We start from the raw sequence: 17248 nt of genomic DNA, 5'->3' as shown, positions 1-17248 counted from the left end.
GAAGGGTAACGTCATGCCAACATGCGCATCGGTTTCCTGTTCAACCACGACCAGATCCATCAGATCGCTCACAGTTTACCGATCGCGCTGGCGCTTGCCGACGGCGGGTTCGACGGTGAAATCGTGGTCGCCACAACCAATGCCGCGCTAACCCGCGAGGTCATGCGCATCGGGGGCGAGCGGATCGGCTCGCGCATCGGCTCGCGCATCGAGCATGTACAGCTTGAGCCCTGCGCCGCCACGCGGCGCCTCGACACGCTGCTGGGCAAGATCGTCCCTGCCCAGAAGATCCTGATCTACCGCGACAACCTTGATTTCTTCCGCAGCCTGGACGTGCTTGTCGTCGCCGAAAAGACCTCGCTTTTGCTAAAGACGCGCTACGGGCTCGACCACCTGGCGATCATTCATACCCGCCACGGTGCAGGCGACCGGGCCATAGGCTTCGACAAGGCCAGCGCAGGTTTCGACCATGTCCTGTGTTCCGGCCCCAAGATCCGCGACCGCCTGATCCGCGAAGCACAGGTGGCCCCGGATGCCATCTCCATTGTCGGCTACCCCAAGTTCGACCTGGCGCGGGAAAAGACGCCGCAGCGATTCCTGCCTGGTTCCGGCAAGGCGGTGATCTACAATCCCCATCCCTCACCCCACTTGTCTTCGTGGTACAGACATGGGCACCGCGTTTTCGAACACTTCGTGGACAACGAAAACATCGGGCTGATCTTCGCCCCCCATGTGATGCTGTTCCAGCGCAGCTTCGTGGTCACGATCGACAAGCTGACCATCGACCGGGCCGGCGACATCCCGAAGCGATACCTGCGGGGTGACAATATCCATATCGATCTGGGCAGCCGCGCCTCCACCGACATGACCTACACCCTGGGGGCCGACATCTATCTTGGCGACGCCAGCAGCCAAGTCTACGAGTTCCTACTGCGGCCGCGCCCTTGCATCTTCCTCAATTCGCAGCAGCATGATTGGACCGGTGATCCCAACTTCCATCACTGGCATGCCGGCGAAGTAATCGTCAGCCCCGACCAGCTTTCGGCGGCCCTGTCTCGGGCCGAAGACCTGCACGAAACGCACTACCGGCGGATTCAGGAAGAGTTGTTCGCCGAAAGCTTCGATCTGACCAACACGCCCTCCTCGGTCCGGGCCGCAATGGCCATCGTCGACTTTACGCATGGGCGCGAAAGATCCCGGCGTCATCTGCACCTCGTATCGGCCTGATCGCGGCAAGCGCATCAAGTCTCTGGTCATGGGCGCGCATTTGTTGCAAATGGGCCCCGCCTCTCAGGGCGAAACTGACCAATTCCGGGATTCCTGCTTGCCTACCGAAGTCGAGCCGCACGTCGGCCGAATCCAACGTATTTTCAAGGGGCTTGGACTCGTCGTGGGGGGCAAGGCCGGGGCGGGCCTGATCAGCCTCATCTACCTCGTCCTGGCAACGCGCTTCCTCGGACCGACCGAGTACGGGGTGCTGGTGCTCGTCCATGCCTATGTCACCACGGTCTGCGGCATCGTCGAATTCCCCTCCTGGCAGGCCATCGTGCGCTACGGCGCCGAGGCCGATCGCGAAGGAGACAATCAGCGTCTCGGCCGCCTGCTGCGTTTTGGCGCGGGTATCGAACTGGCTGGCGGTGCGCTTGCGATCGTGTCTGCCATGGCCCTGGCGCAATTCGTCGGACCGCACCTAGGGTGGCCGCCCAAGGCCATGGCTTTCGCGCAGGTCTATTCCTTCGCCGTGCTGGGCTCGGTGCGCTCGACTCCTTCAGGCTACCTGCAGTTGATCGGTCGCTTCGACCTCATTGGACTGCACAACCTTGTCCAGCCTCTCGTCCGTCTCGGCGGCGCGCTGATCGTCATTGCCTTTGGCTGGGGCATCAAGTCCTTCCTAGTCGTCTGGCTTCTGGCCGCTCTTGCCGAATTTGCAGTCCTCTGGGCAATGGGCCTGTGGTTCGCGGCGCGGCGGCTCGGCGCAAGCCTCTGGAATCCTCGGGCAGGCGACGTGGCCCGGGAGAATCCCGGAATCTGGCGTTTCCTGATCGCCAGCAATGCCGATCTCACCTTGAGCGAGCTGGCTGGCCGGATCGCGCCGCTGATCGTCGGCTGGGTCATGGGCCCGGCCTCGGCAGGCCTCTTCGCCGTCGCCCAGCGCGCCACGGTGATCATTGCCCAGCCCGCCCAGATCCTGGGCAACACCGCCTATGCCGAACTGGCTCACATCGTTGCCGGTGGTGGTGGCGGCAAGCCCCTGCGCCAGACGCTCGCAAAGGTGATCGGGATCAGCCTGCTTGCCGCGCTTCCGGTCATCGTGATCGTCGCGGCTTTCCCTGCCGCTATCGTCGGCCTGCTGGCAGGCCCGGCCTTCGCGGCTGCGGCCACCCTCATGGTCGTGCTCGTCGCCGCACGTGGCATCGCCCTGATCGGGCCGCCCTGCACCTCGGCAATCTCCGCGCTGGGACACCCGGCCCGGTCGATGAGCGCCAACCTGTTTTCAAGCCTCGTCTTTCTGCCCGTTCTTCCCTGGCTTTTGCACCACTACGGTTTGATGGGCGCCGGCATCCAGGCCGTCGGGCAGGCGTTCCTGGCAAGCAGCCTGCTCGTCTACTCCGTCTGGCACAGCAGCAGGAAGCTATGACCCGCCCACGCATAGCCTATGTCATCAACTCGGTCGAAGGCGGCGGCGCGGCCCTGCCTGTTCCCGCGGTGACGCAAGTCCTGCGCGACGCCGGAGCCGAAGTTCGCGTCTTCGCGCTCACCCGGCGCGACGGCCGGGCGCTGGCGCCAATGGTCGCCGCCGGCCTTGAGCCAGCCGTACGCGATGGCGGCGAGACCGACCACTTTGCTGCGGCCGGGTGGCTCATCAAGGAAGTGCGCAACTGGGGCGCGACCCACTTGTGGACTTCGCTCAGCCGCGCGACGATACTGGGGCTGATCGTCGGCCCCATGATCGGCCTGCCTGTCATCTCATGGCAGCATGCTGCCTTTCTCAAGCCCTGGAACCGGCGACTCATGCGCCGGCTGCAGGCACGCGCCGACTTATGGGTGGCGGATTCGCGATCGGTCGCGGATCTGACCGCGCAGCGCCTGAAGGTTCCGGCCCAGCGTCTCGAGACCTGGCCGATCTATTTCGCCGATCCCGCCATGCCCGAGGCCAGGGCATGGTCGCCGGGAGAGCCGCTGCGTCTGGGCAGCCTGGGCCGCCTGCACCCGGTCAAAGGGTACGATGTGCTGATCGGCGCACTAGCGAGACTTCGGGCGCAAGGCTTCACGCCGCCCGTGCCGGTCGAAGTCGCCATCGCCGGAGACGGCGACCAGGCCGACGCGCTCATGGAACAGGCGTCGCAAGCCGGCGTCACCAACCTCACGCTTGCCGGCTATACCAGCGACCCGCGCGGTTTCCTGGCCGGCCTGCATCTCTATCTGCAACCCTCGCGTTCGGAAGGCTTCTGCATCGCCGCCCATGAAGCGTTGACGGCCGCCCTTCCAGCCATTGCATCGAGCGTGGGTGAATTGCCTTTCTCCATCGTGCCCGAACGCAACGGCTGGCTGGCACCGCCGGGCGATGTCGACGCCTTGGCCAAGGCCCTTCGCCAGGCCTTGTGCGCGCCCAATACATTAGCAGCGATGGGCCGTACCGCGCGTGCAGACATGTTCGACCGCTTTTCCAAGGAACGCTTCGAGGCCAAGGGCCGGGCTATCTGGACGCGTATCCACCCAGCGAACGGCGAAGATCGAGCGCCAGTCCGGCAAGCGAACGATCGATCGTCTTCACGTCGAACAGAGTAACGTCCCCGGCCGCCGTCAGGGTATGCATGCCTTCGCAGGGTTGCGGCGCACCGGCAGGGACCGGCAACGGCGCTCCTGCTTCGGCATGAAAGCCGCTTTCGTCCAACCGGTCGATCCACAAGGGCCGAATCGCGGCTCCGTACGTGCGAACGCAATCCTGTACCGGCAACATGATCCTGCCGCCGAGTTGCGCCGGTGTCCCGCCCGGGCGTGACGAAGCGCTGTCCTGCCTGACGGGGTTTCCGGGATGCGGTGTCCAGGACCCGCATAGCGTTTCAGCCCACGCGAGATGCAGCGAGCCGAGCTTGTCGGACTTGCTTGCCGCGGAGGAATAGAAAAGCCACCAGCGATCCTGATAGCGCAAAATCGAAGCATCGACCGGAACGCAGTCCAGCTTGATTTCGCATTCCGCGCGCCAGTCCTCAAGCTCACCGTGGGCACGGTAGAGCGTCAGCCTTCCAGAGCGATGCGCTTCGGGCAGCATCCAGCTTGCGCCTTCGCCGTCGAACACGAAAGGGTAGGACAAGTGCCAGGCTTCACGCAGGACCAGTCTGCGTTCGACAAGGGTCAGTCCCGGGTCGAAGGTAAGCCGTTCTATGACCCCGTGACGCGTGCGGTAATCATACTGCTCGGCAAAGACGTAAAGATGCTCGCCACTGCGATAGCCGAAGGGATCGGCCAGAAAGGTAAAGGCAGGTTCGGCGCCAAGCCAGTGCACCTTGTCTGCCGCAATGCCGGACTCGAGCACCGCTTCGAGCGGCTGCATTGCGATCCCGCAGGTCCAGATATCCTTCCGCCTTGGCATAGGGCCACGCCTTAGCAGGGGCGAGCATTCACGCAATCCCGCGGCGATACCCGGCTTGATGAACGGCCACCTGGATGATTGCCCGCGGCGCCTCCATGAATGATGCACAAGAAGCCATGCACTATGTCGCTCCGGTCGGAGAAAAGGCCGAGTATGTCAAAGGAGCCGCGTCCGTGGTAAGCCGGGCAATGGCTGGAGAAACAATCGCCGCAGGCTGAGTGCCAAGCCGGCATTCTCGGCGTAGAGTACCGAGCAAGAGACAAGGGCAAGGATTTACTTTGGGGGGATAATCAGCCCCGCGGACACGAATACTGAGCACTTCACCTGAATTTCCGGGCGCCATGTCCAATGTAAATGGAACTGCGCGCCCGACTGTCCTTCTTACCGAAGGTTGAGAACCGGAACTGGATGGATGAGCCTAAGGAATGCATGAATCTCGTCCATCTGACAGGTACGGCTCGCACGTCATCCTGAGTCATGATGCCATCTCCATCGCCCGGGTCATCTGCATACTCGGCGTGATCTACGTGCACGGGTGGACGGGCCTGGGCGGCCATGATCTCGAACTCGCCCGCGGAACGGCGCAGGAAAACCTGCGCTGGTTCCTGATGGAAGCTTTCGGACGCAGCGCCGTGCCCTTGCTCGGCATGATTTCGGGCTGGCTCGTTGCCGCTTCGTCCAGGACGCACAGTTGGCCGGACCACGTCGCTCGAAAGGCGCGTACAATTCTTCTCCCGATGATCGCGTGGAACGTGATTGCCCTTGTGCTGGTATGCGGAACCGCCTGGGTGTTCACCCTTCCTGCTCCGACGCCGCCATCGCTTCGCTGGGTGTTCGAGGAAGTCTTCGTCCTGACCCGCAACCCGGACGTGAACGTACAGATGCCGTTTCTGCGGGACCTGTTCGTCTGCATGGCCCTCGCGCCGGTGCTGGTGCGGATGAACGGCTGGTCGCTCGCTTTCATGATAGCCCTTGCCGCAAGTGCTCAAGTGCTCGGTTTCGGCGCACCCTTGATCTTGCGCCCGGCCATTCTCGTGTTCTTCGGCCTCGGAATTGCCGCCCGGCAGGCCGGGCTGGCCGAACGGGCCGCCGCCTGGCCACTGGCGCTGACGATTGCGCCATTCGCGCTGCTGCTTCCAGTCCAGCTCTGGTTGGTGATGACACCCGACATGCCCCATACCGGAGTATTGATTGCCAGCTTCGATCTGATCATGCGCGTGGCGGCATCGCTGTTCTTCTGGCGCCTGGCATGGGGCCTGGCAAAGTCGCCGGCGCGCGCCTTGCTGCTCAGGATCGAACCTTTCGCCTTCCTGATCTTCTGTGGCCATCTCATTTTCATGTGGTTGGCCGGGCCTCTTCTGGGCCGGATCTTCGGCAAGCTCGGCGCACCGACCTATCCGATCTACCTCGTCCTGCAGCCGGTGATGGTGCTGGCATGCATCGTCGTCATAGGCCTGATGCTGCAACGCTGCGCGCCGGGGCTGGCCGAGATCCTGAGCGGCGGACGCCTGAAGAGGCGCAAGATTGCGCCAGAAGCGAACTTGCCTCCGGCTCCCAAAGGTGAACGGACCAGCCCCGCCCCCCTGCCCTGATGGGACTACATTCCGCCAAGCCACGGCCCGCCGATCGAAGGCGCCGTATTGGCCGCAGGACGCAATGGGGCCGCGCAGCCTGCTCACATCGCCGTGGGGTGGGATTTTAAAGGCGCTTTCGTCCTGCAAGCATTCTTGTCTCGCAATGCTGCAAAGCCTGCTGGTACAGGCAAAGCATGAACGGTATTTCGGCAGCGCATTCGATCGGCATTATCGGCACCGGACGCGTTGCCCAGGCGTTGGCACTCGCCCTCGGCAAGCATAGCTCGGCGCTACCGCTGATCTGGGGGCGATCCACCGACAAAAGCAAGGAAGCTGCCACCCGGATCGGGCATGCCAAAGCCGTCGATACACTCAGTAGCCTGGCAAGTTCCAGCGACATTGTCGCGATTGCCGTTTCGGATGATGCAGTCGGTCCGATCGCCGCGCGATTGGCACCGCTCCTGCACGGTAGTGATCGCACGCCGTTCGTGTTTCATGTGAGCGGGCGCAGCGGCACAGCCATACTCGATCCGCTACGGGAAATGGGCGCCCTAACCGCGGCGATCCACCCGGCCATGACCTTCACCGGCAATCCACGAGAGGAAGTGGTCCGCATGGCCGGCGCCTGTTTTGCAGTCACCGGCTCAAGCGACCTTGCCTCCGACCTTGGAAAGCGGATCGTCAGCCTGCTTGGCGGTAACGCGGTGGAAATTGCCGAAGACCGCCGCGCTCTCTATCACGCCGCGCTGTGTCATGCGGCCAACCACCTGGTCACTCTGCTTGAAGGATCGTCTCAGATCTTGTCCGCCGCCGGCGTACACGAGCCCCATGCCGTGCTTGCCCCTCTCGTACGTGCGGCCATGGAGAACAGCTTGACGCACGGATTCGACGCGCTCTCCGGTCCGGTCCTGAGAGGCGACCGCGAAACGATTGCCGGTCACATCGCCGCACTGGGCGAATACTGCTCGCAAGCACTGCCGGCTTATCGCGCCATGGCTCTTGCGACCATCGACGAACTCGAAGCCCGAGAGGCGCCTGTCCCGCTTGCCGCCGTACGCGAAGAACTGGGCTGAATCCTCGCCTTCGCCTGCCGGATTGCGCATTTCCGCCCAGCAGTGTCTGGATCATGCGCAGAGCGGACCTGCGCCAGGTGCCTCAATGCAGGTGGCTGCGGTGCCCGTTGCGGATCAGACCGACGGCAGTCGATACCGCTTCACGCGGCGCAAGGCCCGAGGTGTCGATCAGGATCGCATCGCGGCACATGCGCAAGGGCGCCTGATCGCGGCTCTCGTCCCGATAATCCCGAGCCGTGACTTCCGCGGCCAGCTCCTTGAGTTCGATGGGATATTCCATCTCGAGCAGTTCGTTGAAGCGATGGCGCAGGCGTACGTCGGGATTGGCGGTAACGAAAATCTTGGCATCGGCATCGGGCGCTATCACCGTTGCAATGTCGCGTCCTTCGAGAACGGCGCCCCCCTTCCTGTGGGCGAAGATCCATTGTCGCTGGAACAGGGCCTGCCGCACCGAAGGAAATACCGCCACGCGACTGGCCAGGTCCGCGACAAGTTCCGAGCGCAAGTGCGGTTCTCCCAGCAACCCCATCGGAAAATCGCATGCGGCCAAGGCATCGTCCTCGTCATCGACCTGGCCGCCGTTCAGGATCACCTGCCGCGCGACCGCCCGGTAATGCAGCCCGGTCTTGAGGTAAGGCACCTGGAAATGCCAGGCGAGCCCCCTGGCGACCGAACCCTTTCCCGATCCTATAGGACCATCAACGGCGATAAGCATGACTTGCTCGCCTCCCGACTGTTCTTGCACAACCAAGATGGGTCCTTGGGCAAGGTTTGCAATGGTCTCAAACCGGGCGCGAGTGCATTACCCCCGATGGCGCAGGGAAACGCCGCGAAAGGCGTCGCCTCAGGGTTCAACCAGGGACTTCGCCCAGTTCCGCATGCCGGTGGCAAGACGCGCAAGCCCGGTATCGGCCTCGAACACGGAATGGCCCGCAGCATGGGCTTTCAATGTGCGCCTGTCAGAGCTTAACAGTGGGAGGCGAAACCCGGCTGCACGCCGAACTGACCGAGCCGGGCTAGAACTGTACGTCTACGGTCAGCGTATCGGTGTATGTGCCGGGAGGCGGGGTCGACTGGCCAGTGAGGATTTCGGCGCGGTAGCTATAGGTCTGATCCGTGGTCCCTGTGTAGATCCCGGCATTGGTCGTCGCTTCTGCGCTGCTGCGGCGTTCGGTGCCGATGCGGCCCCAACGACGGGTGGAGCCTTGCGGGTAGTAGATCTCGTAGGCGATGTAGTTGCCGGCACTCCCCAGTCGCCTTGTGCCCGAGAAGTTCTGCCCGTCATCGATACCCACCGAATAGGCCGCGTCCTTCGAACAGCGGATGGTGATGGCCTGGGTAACCGGATCGAAACTGCCGACGAAGGCTGCGCTTCCGAAATTGGCGGTTGGCGCGGAGAGGATACAATCGGGGCTGACGGTCATGCTGACCGCGATCGTACTCGACGCTGCGTCATCGTCGTAGATGCACAGCGTGCCAACACCGGCCGAACACAAGTGCCATGTCCAGTCCACGGCAATCGTGCTGGTATAGGTCCCCGCAGCGACCTGGGATCCGACCTGGGTGCGAATGTAGATCGGCAGGGTTCCGCCGGTTGCGTTGAACAGGCCTAGAATGCCCAGAAAGGTCGAACTGCTCCAGGTTATGGAGTGGCCCACCGAATAAGCCGCGCTGCACGAGGAATCCTTGCAGATATCATAGCCAATATAATCGCCCGTCGCCGCGTCGTGCAGGCGCGGCTGCGTGCCCTGGCTGTTGGTCACGCTGGCGATGGTGGCGGTGATCGTATTGGTTGACGCGATCGACAGCAGGCTCCCTGTGCAGGAGAACCCGGTCGACCCGGCTGCCGTCTGCGCAGAGGCCGCAAGAGCGAATGAACTCGCGCTGCCCAGGCTTGCCGACCCCGAGGTCGTGCTGCAATCGGCCCGAGCCTCGCCAGGCATCGCTGCATGAAGCAGGACGGCAAGCAGGGCGAGGCCAAGCCGCCTCGCAAAGCGCATGGTGCCTAGCGGCATGACAATGGCCCCACGCGTCCCACGCCAGGATCCGTGATGGTGTACTCGAACGCGGCATTGCAGCGGGTGCCATCCGCCATAACAACGGAAAGGGAATTGCTATCCTGCAGGTCCTGAAGAAAGGCGCGACCATCGAGCCCGACCCAGGTTTCCTCGCCCGTTGCCGCGGTGACCTTAGAGCCCGCAGCAAGCGCCGCGCCATCCTTCCCGATCAGGAGAATCCGGGCAGCCCTGCTACGCAAGACAGGGAAATGCAGAAGGCGACCACTACCGTTCTTCACGGCGGACCGCTGCGTTGTCACGGGAACTTGAGCGTCCACCGGCAGATCGCGCGTGTCGATGGCGAAACTGGCTGCATAGTACGAGGGGACGCGGGCAATCAGCAGGTGTCCCTTGGAGTCGGTCATGCCGACTTTCTGGTTTTCGTAATGGACTGGCACCCCCGCCACGCCATCGGTGGAGACGAGCGCAAAGGCGTCGTTGATGCGATTGGACGCGAATACATCGCCGTCCATGATCACCAGCGAACCGGAAACTTCGCCCCAGGTACTTGTCCTAGCACCCGCCCCAAAGATGCCGCCCTGTACTTGCAACGCGGTGCTGCGCCATGTCAGATCGGCGCGATAGCGATCGCGTTCACCGCGTGCGTGGGATGCTCCGGCCGACCATCCCAGTCCGCCTTCGCTGGGAACGGCCCTGCCATAATCGACCACGGCGCGAGAATTGCCACGCGGCGTCTTCTCGATGCCGGCGACAGCGCTGCCTTGCCGTCCCAATGGAACCACCCATTGCGCCATGGCGCTGGTCGTCCCCCGTTCGATATCGCTCACGGCAGAAAGGTGCAGGCTGCTTCTGCCCCAAAGGGACTTGTAATAGGACAGGTTCGCCAGTCTGAAACGTGCGTCTCCCTGGCTCGTCTCGACATAGCTGGCGGCAAGACTGCCCAAGCCCTTGCCCAGGACGACATTCGCCTGAGCCTGCCACTGGCGGTTAGGCAAGCGAAACTGCGCCGCCTCATAGCTCGAAAGATCGCCGTAACCGGTGCTGCGCCGGACCGCCCTTGCCATCAGGTTGAAGCCGCGCCCGGAATATTGATAGCCCAGCACGACCTGGCTGCCGTCGCGGCCCTTTTGGCGACTGATGCTGACCGATCCATCGAACACGCCGAGGTTGCCCAGGCGCAGGATACCGCCCGCGCCAACCAGGCGGTGCTCCTCGGACGCTTCTGCCGAAGCCTCCACGGTCAGATAAGGGGTGAGGCCGAGGCGTCCGGATGCCGAAGCAGCCCAATCACCATAATCCGCGCTGCTGGCCCCGAAATTACGGCGAAGCTTGCCCAGTGAAAATGCGTAGTCGGTCAAACCAGGCCGCAGCAAGGAGCTTGCTACATAGAAAGCCGCCGACGACTGCACCTGCCTGCCCTGCGCGTCGGTGGTGATGACAGTCGCTTCGCCTGCCCCGTTCACGTATGGCAATTCATCCACCACGAAAGGGCCAGGCTGCACCGTCGTTGCCGCAGCGCGGTAGCCATTGACGAAAAGCTCAAGCGCACTTGGCACCGCCGCCAAACCCGAAAAGCCGGGCAAGGGATAAGTCACGACGTCGGGCCGTACGCTGAAATCGCGCGAGACTTGCGCGCCCCCCAACCTGACCGGGTTCATCCAGGGCAGAGTGCGGGTGACAAGATCCCCCGCTTCATAGGTGCGGATGGCGCTGTCATCGACATATGTCCAGCGTGTCTCGTACCGCAAGTACCGTCCCGTCCCGCCAGAGGGGCCGAGCCGGAGGTTTCCGGTATTGCTGATCGTCCCCAGCCTTCCGAAGACGCGTTGCTCGCTACAGAGCGAACCATGGCTTCCCTGCCCCGAATGCGCGACATAGAGATCGTAGTTGACCAAGGCGCCGAAGTCGCTCTGCGGCGCGATCCGGCTACGTCCGGGGACAATTGCCAGATGATCGCCATGGAGCCAATGCGGGGGCACCGTCAGCAGGAGGGTCTGATCGGCCTGGGAATAAGTGACATCCACCCCTGGTTCGGTCGTGAGATCGACTTCGGCATCGGTGGCCCAATCGCGATCTATCCCGGCATCGCGCAGATCCCTTGCCACCACCGTGATGCGCCCATCCTGCAAGGTGACGGGGACCAGGCCGCTGGCCCGCCGGCCATTCACCACCAGTTCCAGATGAAGGCGCAGGCTCGACCGGATATCCGAGCCCCGTGTCATCTGCTCGGGCGCATCATCGGCATGTGCATTCACCGATGCAAACGGGACCAGACCCGCAACCGGCGCCACGAGGAGCCCCAGCGCCGACCATCTAGAGCGGCATGCAGGCGCCAAGCGCCACCTGCTTCGCATTGCCGTTGACCTTCGCAAGCAACGTACCGCTGGAGGTTGCCTTGCCGGGAACGGCCCATTCCATGATGCTGCCGGGCAGAACATAACCGAGAAGCCCCTGCGCCAGCGGCACGGAACCGTTTGCGCTATCGAGCACAGCATCGGCAAGCCGGGCGTGAACCGTCCCGGTATTGGTCAGTCGAATACGGCGTCCCCCCGGATTGAGACGACAGCTCAACTGCGGCTGGGTAGCCATTGCGCCGCTCTGCTTCGGAGCGACGAACAGGGGAATGGAATAACGCATGCGAAAGCGAAGCGCGGTAGCGGTCTGCTTTTCTGCGGGCTTGCCGGTAACTGCGGGAATCTCATCGACGATGACGCGGTACGCGCCTTCGCGCTCGCGCGGCTCCGGTTTAGCCATCACGAGGCGCACGAGTTGGCGCACGCCGGGGACCACCTTGACCATTGGCGGACTGGCGAGGACTTCATCCTGTTCGGAATGCACTTCGCGTCCCTCTTCCTGCGACCAGCTCAGGACCCGGACCTGCAGGACGACATCCGACGAACCGCGGTTCTCCAGCCAGAGTTCAGTTCCAGCGCGGCCCGCCTCAATAGCCGGGTCGATCGGCCAGATCAGGACTGTTGCGGCCCAGGCCCGAAGCGGCAGAAGCGCAATTGCCGCAGCGATGAGGCTTGCTGCCATGCTAGCCGGTTCTTTTGCCTCTCCCATGGCCATCACCAGCTCAGCGTCAGAACGACGGTGTCGGAATATGTGTCCGGCGGCTTATCCCCGCCAAGCACAACCCTTGCATAAATGGGCAAGACCATGTCTTCCGGATCGGCGAAACTGACCGAATAGGCCTGGTCCACCTGCATCTCGTTCGAAAAGGCAGCGTCGCGATAAAGCCGATAGGCAAGCAGGTCGTTGCTCCCCGAAGCCTGCATGTTGCGTGTCGCAGAGCCATGCTGGCCGCCCCCAAGCGCCATCGACAGGGTCACGCCAGGCGTGCAGCTCAACGTCAAGCCGGCATCTGCCGCAATGGCTGCAGACGCCGTATCGGTGGAAAGCGAGGGATGAGTCCCGAAGTCGAGCGATCCGTATCGACCAAGCGCTTCGCCTCCCATGGCAAGGGAACCATTGATCTCGCACCCCGAAACGATCGTAGCGGATACCTGAAAGGTGGCCGTCGTCTGGGCTATCGCCGTTGTGGACAGACCAGCCGCCAGTGCTGCCCCCAGTCCTGCTACGCGGCGCCATCGCGATGCCATGAGTCTTTCCTCCGCCCTCAGAAGGTCAGCGTCACCGAAATCGTGTCGGTATAAGTCCCGGGAGAGAGACCGGTGACACCCACGGCGCGGCCGTAGATCGGCACCGTCTGCTCGGTTCCATCACCGGTCACGGACAACGTCGAACCGTTGTTAAGAACAGTACTGAACCCGGCATCGGAATAGATGTCATAGGGTATGTACAGCGAACCGTTCGACAGCGCCCTGCCGCCCCCGGCCACCGCAGCGTCGTTCGCGCCGCTATCGATGGTTATCGTGGCATCGGAGCCGGGGGAGCACTGCACCGAAATGTTGCCAGATCCATTGCCGTCGACGTGAGCGTCGGACGATGTGAAAAAAGTACTGACCGAACCGAAATCGAGCGAGCCGAAATCGACATTGCTGGTCGCCGTATCGCCGTTGACTGCACAGGCTGCGACCAGCGTGATTGTCGCGTCGATCGTTCCGGTTATCGTTTGGGCCTGGACCGGCCGGACAGGATACAGAGCGGCGAGCAGCAGGACAGGCACCGCACCATATCTGTATTTGAACCTACGCATCATGATCAGACACCTCGAGTTCTTGTCCCGCAAGTGTCTTCTTCGGGTAAATAAACTTTGGTAAATGCGCCGATTACAATTTTGAAACAGCTCGGATGCCACTGATTATATTACCAATTTCATGATGATTATTCGAAATTGGCGTTGAAAATTCAACTTTGATCGACTTCTAAGGCGCTTAAGCGTCATCTGTCGGGTATAACGATGATGCTCGGCAGGAATACACTTGGGTGCAGTCCAGCCTGGATGTCACCGCGGACACGAAAGTCCCGCAGGAGTCAGGCCGAACTATTCGGGTAACGGCTCGGGCTCGCGGGTCGCAGTAGCGTCGGGACCTCCCTGCGCTTCCATTACAGGCGGCTGGACACGGATTTCCACCCTCCGGTTGCGCGCCCGTCCCTCCGGATCATCCGAACCGTCAAGCTTGCGATTGGGCGCAATAGGACGGCTTTCCCCCAAGGGGATGACCGTAAGGCGATCGGTATCCACGCCCTTGCTCTTCAGGTAATCGCGCACGGCCTCTGCGCGCTTCTTCGAAGCCGCGAGGTTGGCCTTGTCGCTGCCGCGGGAATCGGTGTGTCCCCAGATCGTGACAGCACCGCCTGCCTTGAAGGTCGGATTGGCGACAAGCTCGTCGATGGCGGCAAGTCCTGCCTCATCCGGCTCCTTGCCCTGCTCGGGAAAGCGAACGGTAATCGTCACCGGCTGCAGCGAAGGCGCCGCATCGCGCAAGGGACTGACGTCGGGACGAAGTATCGACTTTTTCGGCATGACGTCCACGTCAGGGGAATTGTCCTGTGCTGCGGCACCAGCCACCTCACTTGCCGCGGAACCGGTTTCTTCAGGCGCTTCGTGCCGCCCCGGACCGCCGCAAGCCGAGAGTGACATGACCAGCGCTGCACTCAAAAGCCAAGCCTGCCCGCCGTCCCTGCCACGACATAGCATCATGCTCCTGTCTCCTCTGTCAGTGTTGTCTGCCCGGAAGATTGCGGCTCCGGGCGGCGTGATGGCGCGTAGGAAACAATCACGTCGCCGGGCTCTGGCGCCGGCCGCGAAGCATGGGTGAAGAAGCGGATCTTGCCATCCTTGCGGTAGAGGAAGAGCATGTCCGCCCCTTCCGGCAAAACCGCCTGGGCGTCCGAGAAATCGAACTGATCGCTGATTTTGGTCTTGCGAAAGCTCCACCCGGCCTGCTCGCGTGCGATGATGTCTTCGACGCCAAGACCCGAGGTAAACATGGCTCGGCCCTGCAGCGCCTCGGGCAGGCTTCGGTGATCCTCGTCATCGCCCATCCCGCCCAGCTGGTATACGGAATCGCGCCCAAAATCCGGCGCAAATTCGTTGCAGACAAGAGCATTGTAAGCCTCGTTCTGCGATATAGCGACAAGCACTTGGAACTGCGTCAGGTCGAGCCTCTCCTCCGTCGATTCCGAGAGGATTTCACCGTGGTAGGTCGGGATACCCGCCTGACGCGCTGCCGAAAGACGTTGCCAACTGGTATCGCAGATGGTCACCGGCAGATCGAGCGAGCACACCTGTTCGGCGAGCGCCAGGCTCCAGGGCGTGCTGCCCACGATCAGCAGCCCCTTGCGCTGAACGCCCGTCACTTTCAGCCAGCGCGCGACATGGCGCACACTGAAACCGTGGGCGACGATCGTCGCGACGACGACCGCGAAGGACAACGCCACCAGGATGCTCCCGTCGGCATAACCCAGCTTGCCCAGGCGCAAGGCAAACAGGCCGGCGATCGCGACGGCGACGACACCGCGCGGGGCAATCCAAGCCAGGAGCAGACGCTCGTTCCACGGCAACCGGCTGAAAGCCAGGCTGACGAGCACCGTCACCGGACGCACGATGAACAGCAGTGCCACGAGAAAAGCAATGAAGCGCCACTCGAACTGGCGCAGAACTTCAAGATCCAGCGATGCCGAAAGCAGCACAAAGACGCCGGAGATCAGCAGAACCGTCACGTTCTCCTTGAAGGGATGTATGTCGCGCAGGCTGTCGAGCCGCATGTTGGCAATGGCGACACCCATGACCGTCACTGCAAGCAGGCCCGTTTCCTGCTGGATGAGGTTGGACAGGACGAAAGTGCTGATCACGGCTACCAGCAGGACGGGCGCCTTGAGGTATTCCGGCACTTGTCCGCGCGGAAAGGACCAGGCGACCAGGCGGGCCACGGCGTAGCCGATCAGTCCGGCCACGACGGCGGCAGCCAAGAGCGAGATGACGACGGCAATCAGCGTTCCGCCGGCTTCCGCCCGCCGAAGGTACTCGTAGGTAATGACCGCGCAGAGCGCCCCGATCGGATCATTGACGATCGCCTCCCACTTGAGGATCGCACGCGGTCGCGGCGCCACGTTGCTTTGGCGCAGGAGAGGAAGCACGACCGTAGGGCCGGTCACGACCAGTATGCCGGCAAACAGGATCGCCACCGGCCAAACCAGCCCCGCCAGGTAATAGCAGGCGATGGCGCCAAGGCCCCAGCCCACCGGCACACCGATGAGCACGAGCCGCGTCACTGCCCCCTCGGTCTTGCGCAGTTCGCGAAAATTGAGATTGAGGCCGCCCTCGAACAGGATCAGCGCGACAGCCACCGAAATCATCGGCTCCAGCAGTTCACCGAAAGTCTGTTCCGGCAGGACCAGCCCGGTGATCGGCCCTGCGATAACGCCTGCAAACAGCATCAGCGCGATCGCCGGCCATCCCGTGCGCCACGCGATCCACTGCGCCCCGATCCCCAGAACGCCGATCAGTGCAAAAACAAGGGCCTGGTGCTCCATAGGCAGGGCATACTCCACGTCATCCGGATTGTTAAATGCCCGGGGTTCCGGTTCGTTCACTCAGAACGCGAAAGCTTTTCGATCGGCGCGCTCCGGTCAGGCGGGGGAGTTTCGCTCCGACCGCGCATCCTTGAGGATCTCCAGCGCTTCGCGAATGACATAGACACCGATTGCCGCGCCGACGAAGAGATCGAAGTAGCGAAGGCCCGTCAGCATGACGGCAAGGCCCGAGAAGATCACGGCCACATTGGCCACGACGTCGGCCCGCGTGAAGATCCACGCCGCCCTTAGATGCACCTCGCCATTGCGCTGGTGTGAAAGCAGGCGCAGCACGATGACATTGACGGCCAACGCCGGCAGGGAAACGGCCATCATCCACAAGCCTTCAGGTGCTACTCCCACCTGGAGCCGGCGCGCCACTTCCCACAGCAAGGCAATGCCAAGGGCCAGCAGCAGGACACCGCTGAGCCTTGCGGAGTTGACCTTGAAGCGCGCACTGCGCCCGATCGCGGCAAGCGCAATCGCATAGACCGTCGCGTCGGATAACATGTCGAGACCGTCAGCCAGGACAGCCGTCGACCCGACAAGCAGGCCAACTGTCACTTCCACCACGAACATGGCGGCATTCAAGGACAAGGCCAGCCACAGCACGCGCCGCTGGGCCGCCGTTTCAACTGCAGTGGGCTCGCATCCGCATCCTGTCATGGGCACGTCTGTAGCCTGCCATGCAAACAAGAGCAAAGCCGCTCATACTCGCACGATCGGCAAAGCATGCGTGATAATTGCTGCCGGCCTCATGCAGTTTAGAAAGTCTGTGATTTCCCAACTTCGCGCCAATACGAACTATATTTCATTTACGTTCGAATTTAATCCGCCAATCTTCAACGGCGAATTTTCTGGCTGCATTGCACAATCCATGCTACAAGGCCGAACGTCGAATTTGCGACGGGTTTCGACAATTCTGGTTTTTGAGCCGACGTCTGCTTCGGTAATTTTCCCATCTGAGACGATTTCCCTTTCTCTGACGGTTTGACGTGATCCGGTCGC

At 62.5% G+C, this 17248-nt stretch carries 17 protein-coding genes; 7 read left to right on the top strand and 10 right to left on the bottom strand.

What is annotated here, in order from left to right:
* Positions 1-21: 21 nt before the first annotated feature.
* The 3 genes from JI59_RS19915 to JI59_RS19905 are packed head-to-tail and all read left to right on the top strand — an operon-like array spanning position 22 to position 3789.
* Positions 22-1227, top strand: a complete 1206-nt coding sequence (locus JI59_RS19915) for a hypothetical protein (protein ID WP_007014587.1) — start codon at positions 22-24, stop codon at positions 1225-1227.
* A gap of 49 nt (positions 1228-1276) precedes the next feature.
* Positions 1277-2638, top strand: coding sequence for a lipopolysaccharide biosynthesis protein (locus JI59_RS19910; RefSeq protein ID WP_138921503.1), 1362 nt, complete (start codon positions 1277-1279; stop codon positions 2636-2638).
* A complete protein-coding gene (locus tag JI59_RS19905) occupies positions 2635-3789 on the top strand; it encodes a glycosyltransferase family 4 protein (protein ID WP_007014589.1) in 1155 nt (384 codons plus the stop codon). Before JI59_RS19910 ends, JI59_RS19905 begins: the two co-directional genes overlap by 4 nt.
* On the opposite strand, the gene JI59_RS19900 is transcribed toward JI59_RS19905, so the two are convergent.
* Positions 3698-4594: a glucosamine inositolphosphorylceramide transferase family protein gene (locus JI59_RS19900; protein WP_039858117.1), complete on the bottom strand. Its 897-nt coding sequence runs from the start codon at positions 4592-4594 to the stop codon at positions 3698-3700. The genes JI59_RS19905 and JI59_RS19900 overlap by 92 nt on opposite strands.
* A gap of 95 nt (positions 4595-4689) precedes the next feature.
* Between JI59_RS19900 and JI59_RS27460 the strand changes: the two genes are divergently transcribed.
* From JI59_RS27460 to JI59_RS19890, 3 genes are all read left to right on the top strand, one after another.
* Positions 4690-4812 carry a hypothetical protein gene (locus tag JI59_RS27460; RefSeq protein WP_420845489.1) on the top strand — a complete coding sequence of 41 codons (123 nt, stop codon included), beginning with the start codon at positions 4690-4692 and terminating at the stop codon, positions 4810-4812.
* A 207-nt stretch (positions 4813-5019) separates the two neighbouring features.
* Positions 5020-6186: an acyltransferase family protein gene (locus JI59_RS19895; protein ID WP_081474054.1), complete on the top strand. Its 1167-nt coding sequence runs from the start codon at positions 5020-5022 to the stop codon at positions 6184-6186.
* A 176-nt stretch (positions 6187-6362) separates the two neighbouring features.
* Positions 6363-7241: a Rossmann-like and DUF2520 domain-containing protein gene (locus JI59_RS19890; protein WP_007014593.1), complete on the top strand. Its 879-nt coding sequence runs from the start codon at positions 6363-6365 to the stop codon at positions 7239-7241.
* Between the two features lie 82 nt (positions 7242-7323).
* On the opposite strand, the gene JI59_RS19885 is transcribed toward JI59_RS19890, so the two are convergent.
* From JI59_RS19885 to JI59_RS19845, 9 genes are all read right to left on the bottom strand, one after another.
* On the bottom strand, positions 7324-7956 hold the full coding sequence (locus JI59_RS19885) for a (d)CMP kinase (protein WP_039858184.1): 633 nt from the start codon (positions 7954-7956) through the stop codon (positions 7324-7326).
* Positions 7957-8257: 301 nt separating this feature from the next.
* Positions 8258-9256 (bottom strand): Csu type fimbrial protein, encoded by a 999-nt coding sequence (locus tag JI59_RS19880; protein WP_238532608.1) that lies wholly within the window; start codon positions 9254-9256, stop codon positions 8258-8260.
* Entirely contained in the window at positions 9247-11514 is a 2268-nt protein-coding gene (locus tag JI59_RS19875; protein WP_239000629.1) for a fimbria/pilus outer membrane usher protein, read from the bottom strand. The genes JI59_RS19880 and JI59_RS19875 overlap by 10 nt, the downstream gene beginning before the upstream one ends.
* Positions 11515-11572: 58 nt before the next feature.
* The gene (locus tag JI59_RS19870; RefSeq protein WP_238532610.1) at positions 11573-12295 is read right to left on the bottom strand and encodes a fimbrial biogenesis chaperone; all 723 of its coding nucleotides are present in this window, start codon (positions 12293-12295) and stop codon (positions 11573-11575) included.
* 32 nt (positions 12296-12327) lie between these two features.
* Positions 12328-12861 (bottom strand): Csu type fimbrial protein, encoded by a 534-nt coding sequence (locus JI59_RS19865; RefSeq protein ID WP_039858118.1) that lies wholly within the window; start codon positions 12859-12861, stop codon positions 12328-12330.
* Between the two features lie 17 nt (positions 12862-12878).
* Positions 12879-13421 (bottom strand): Csu type fimbrial protein, encoded by a 543-nt coding sequence (locus JI59_RS19860; RefSeq protein ID WP_238532611.1) that lies wholly within the window; start codon positions 13419-13421, stop codon positions 12879-12881.
* 285 nt (positions 13422-13706) lie between these two features.
* Positions 13707-14366 (bottom strand): OmpA family protein, encoded by a 660-nt coding sequence (locus JI59_RS28230; protein ID WP_420798904.1) that lies wholly within the window; start codon positions 14364-14366, stop codon positions 13707-13709.
* Positions 14363-16201, bottom strand: coding sequence for a cation:proton antiporter (locus JI59_RS19850; protein WP_007014602.1), 1839 nt, complete (start codon positions 16199-16201; stop codon positions 14363-14365). The genes JI59_RS28230 and JI59_RS19850 overlap by 4 nt, the downstream gene beginning before the upstream one ends.
* Before the next feature lie 96 nt (positions 16202-16297).
* Positions 16298-16906 (bottom strand): cation diffusion facilitator family transporter, encoded by a 609-nt coding sequence (locus tag JI59_RS19845; protein WP_039858120.1) that lies wholly within the window; start codon positions 16904-16906, stop codon positions 16298-16300.
* Between JI59_RS19845 and JI59_RS27240 the strand changes: the two genes are divergently transcribed.
* Positions 16818-17234, top strand: a complete 417-nt coding sequence (locus JI59_RS27240; protein ID WP_162473515.1) for a hypothetical protein — start codon at positions 16818-16820, stop codon at positions 17232-17234. The genes JI59_RS19845 and JI59_RS27240 overlap by 89 nt on opposite strands.
* The last annotated feature ends 14 nt before the right edge of the window (positions 17235-17248 follow it).

Source organism: Novosphingobium pentaromativorans US6-1, from assembly GCF_000767465.1.
Lineage (GTDB): Bacteria > Pseudomonadota > Alphaproteobacteria > Sphingomonadales > Sphingomonadaceae > Novosphingobium > Novosphingobium pentaromativorans.
Note: the sequence above shows the minus strand (reverse complement) of the source record. Positions and strands in the feature narration are given on the sequence as shown.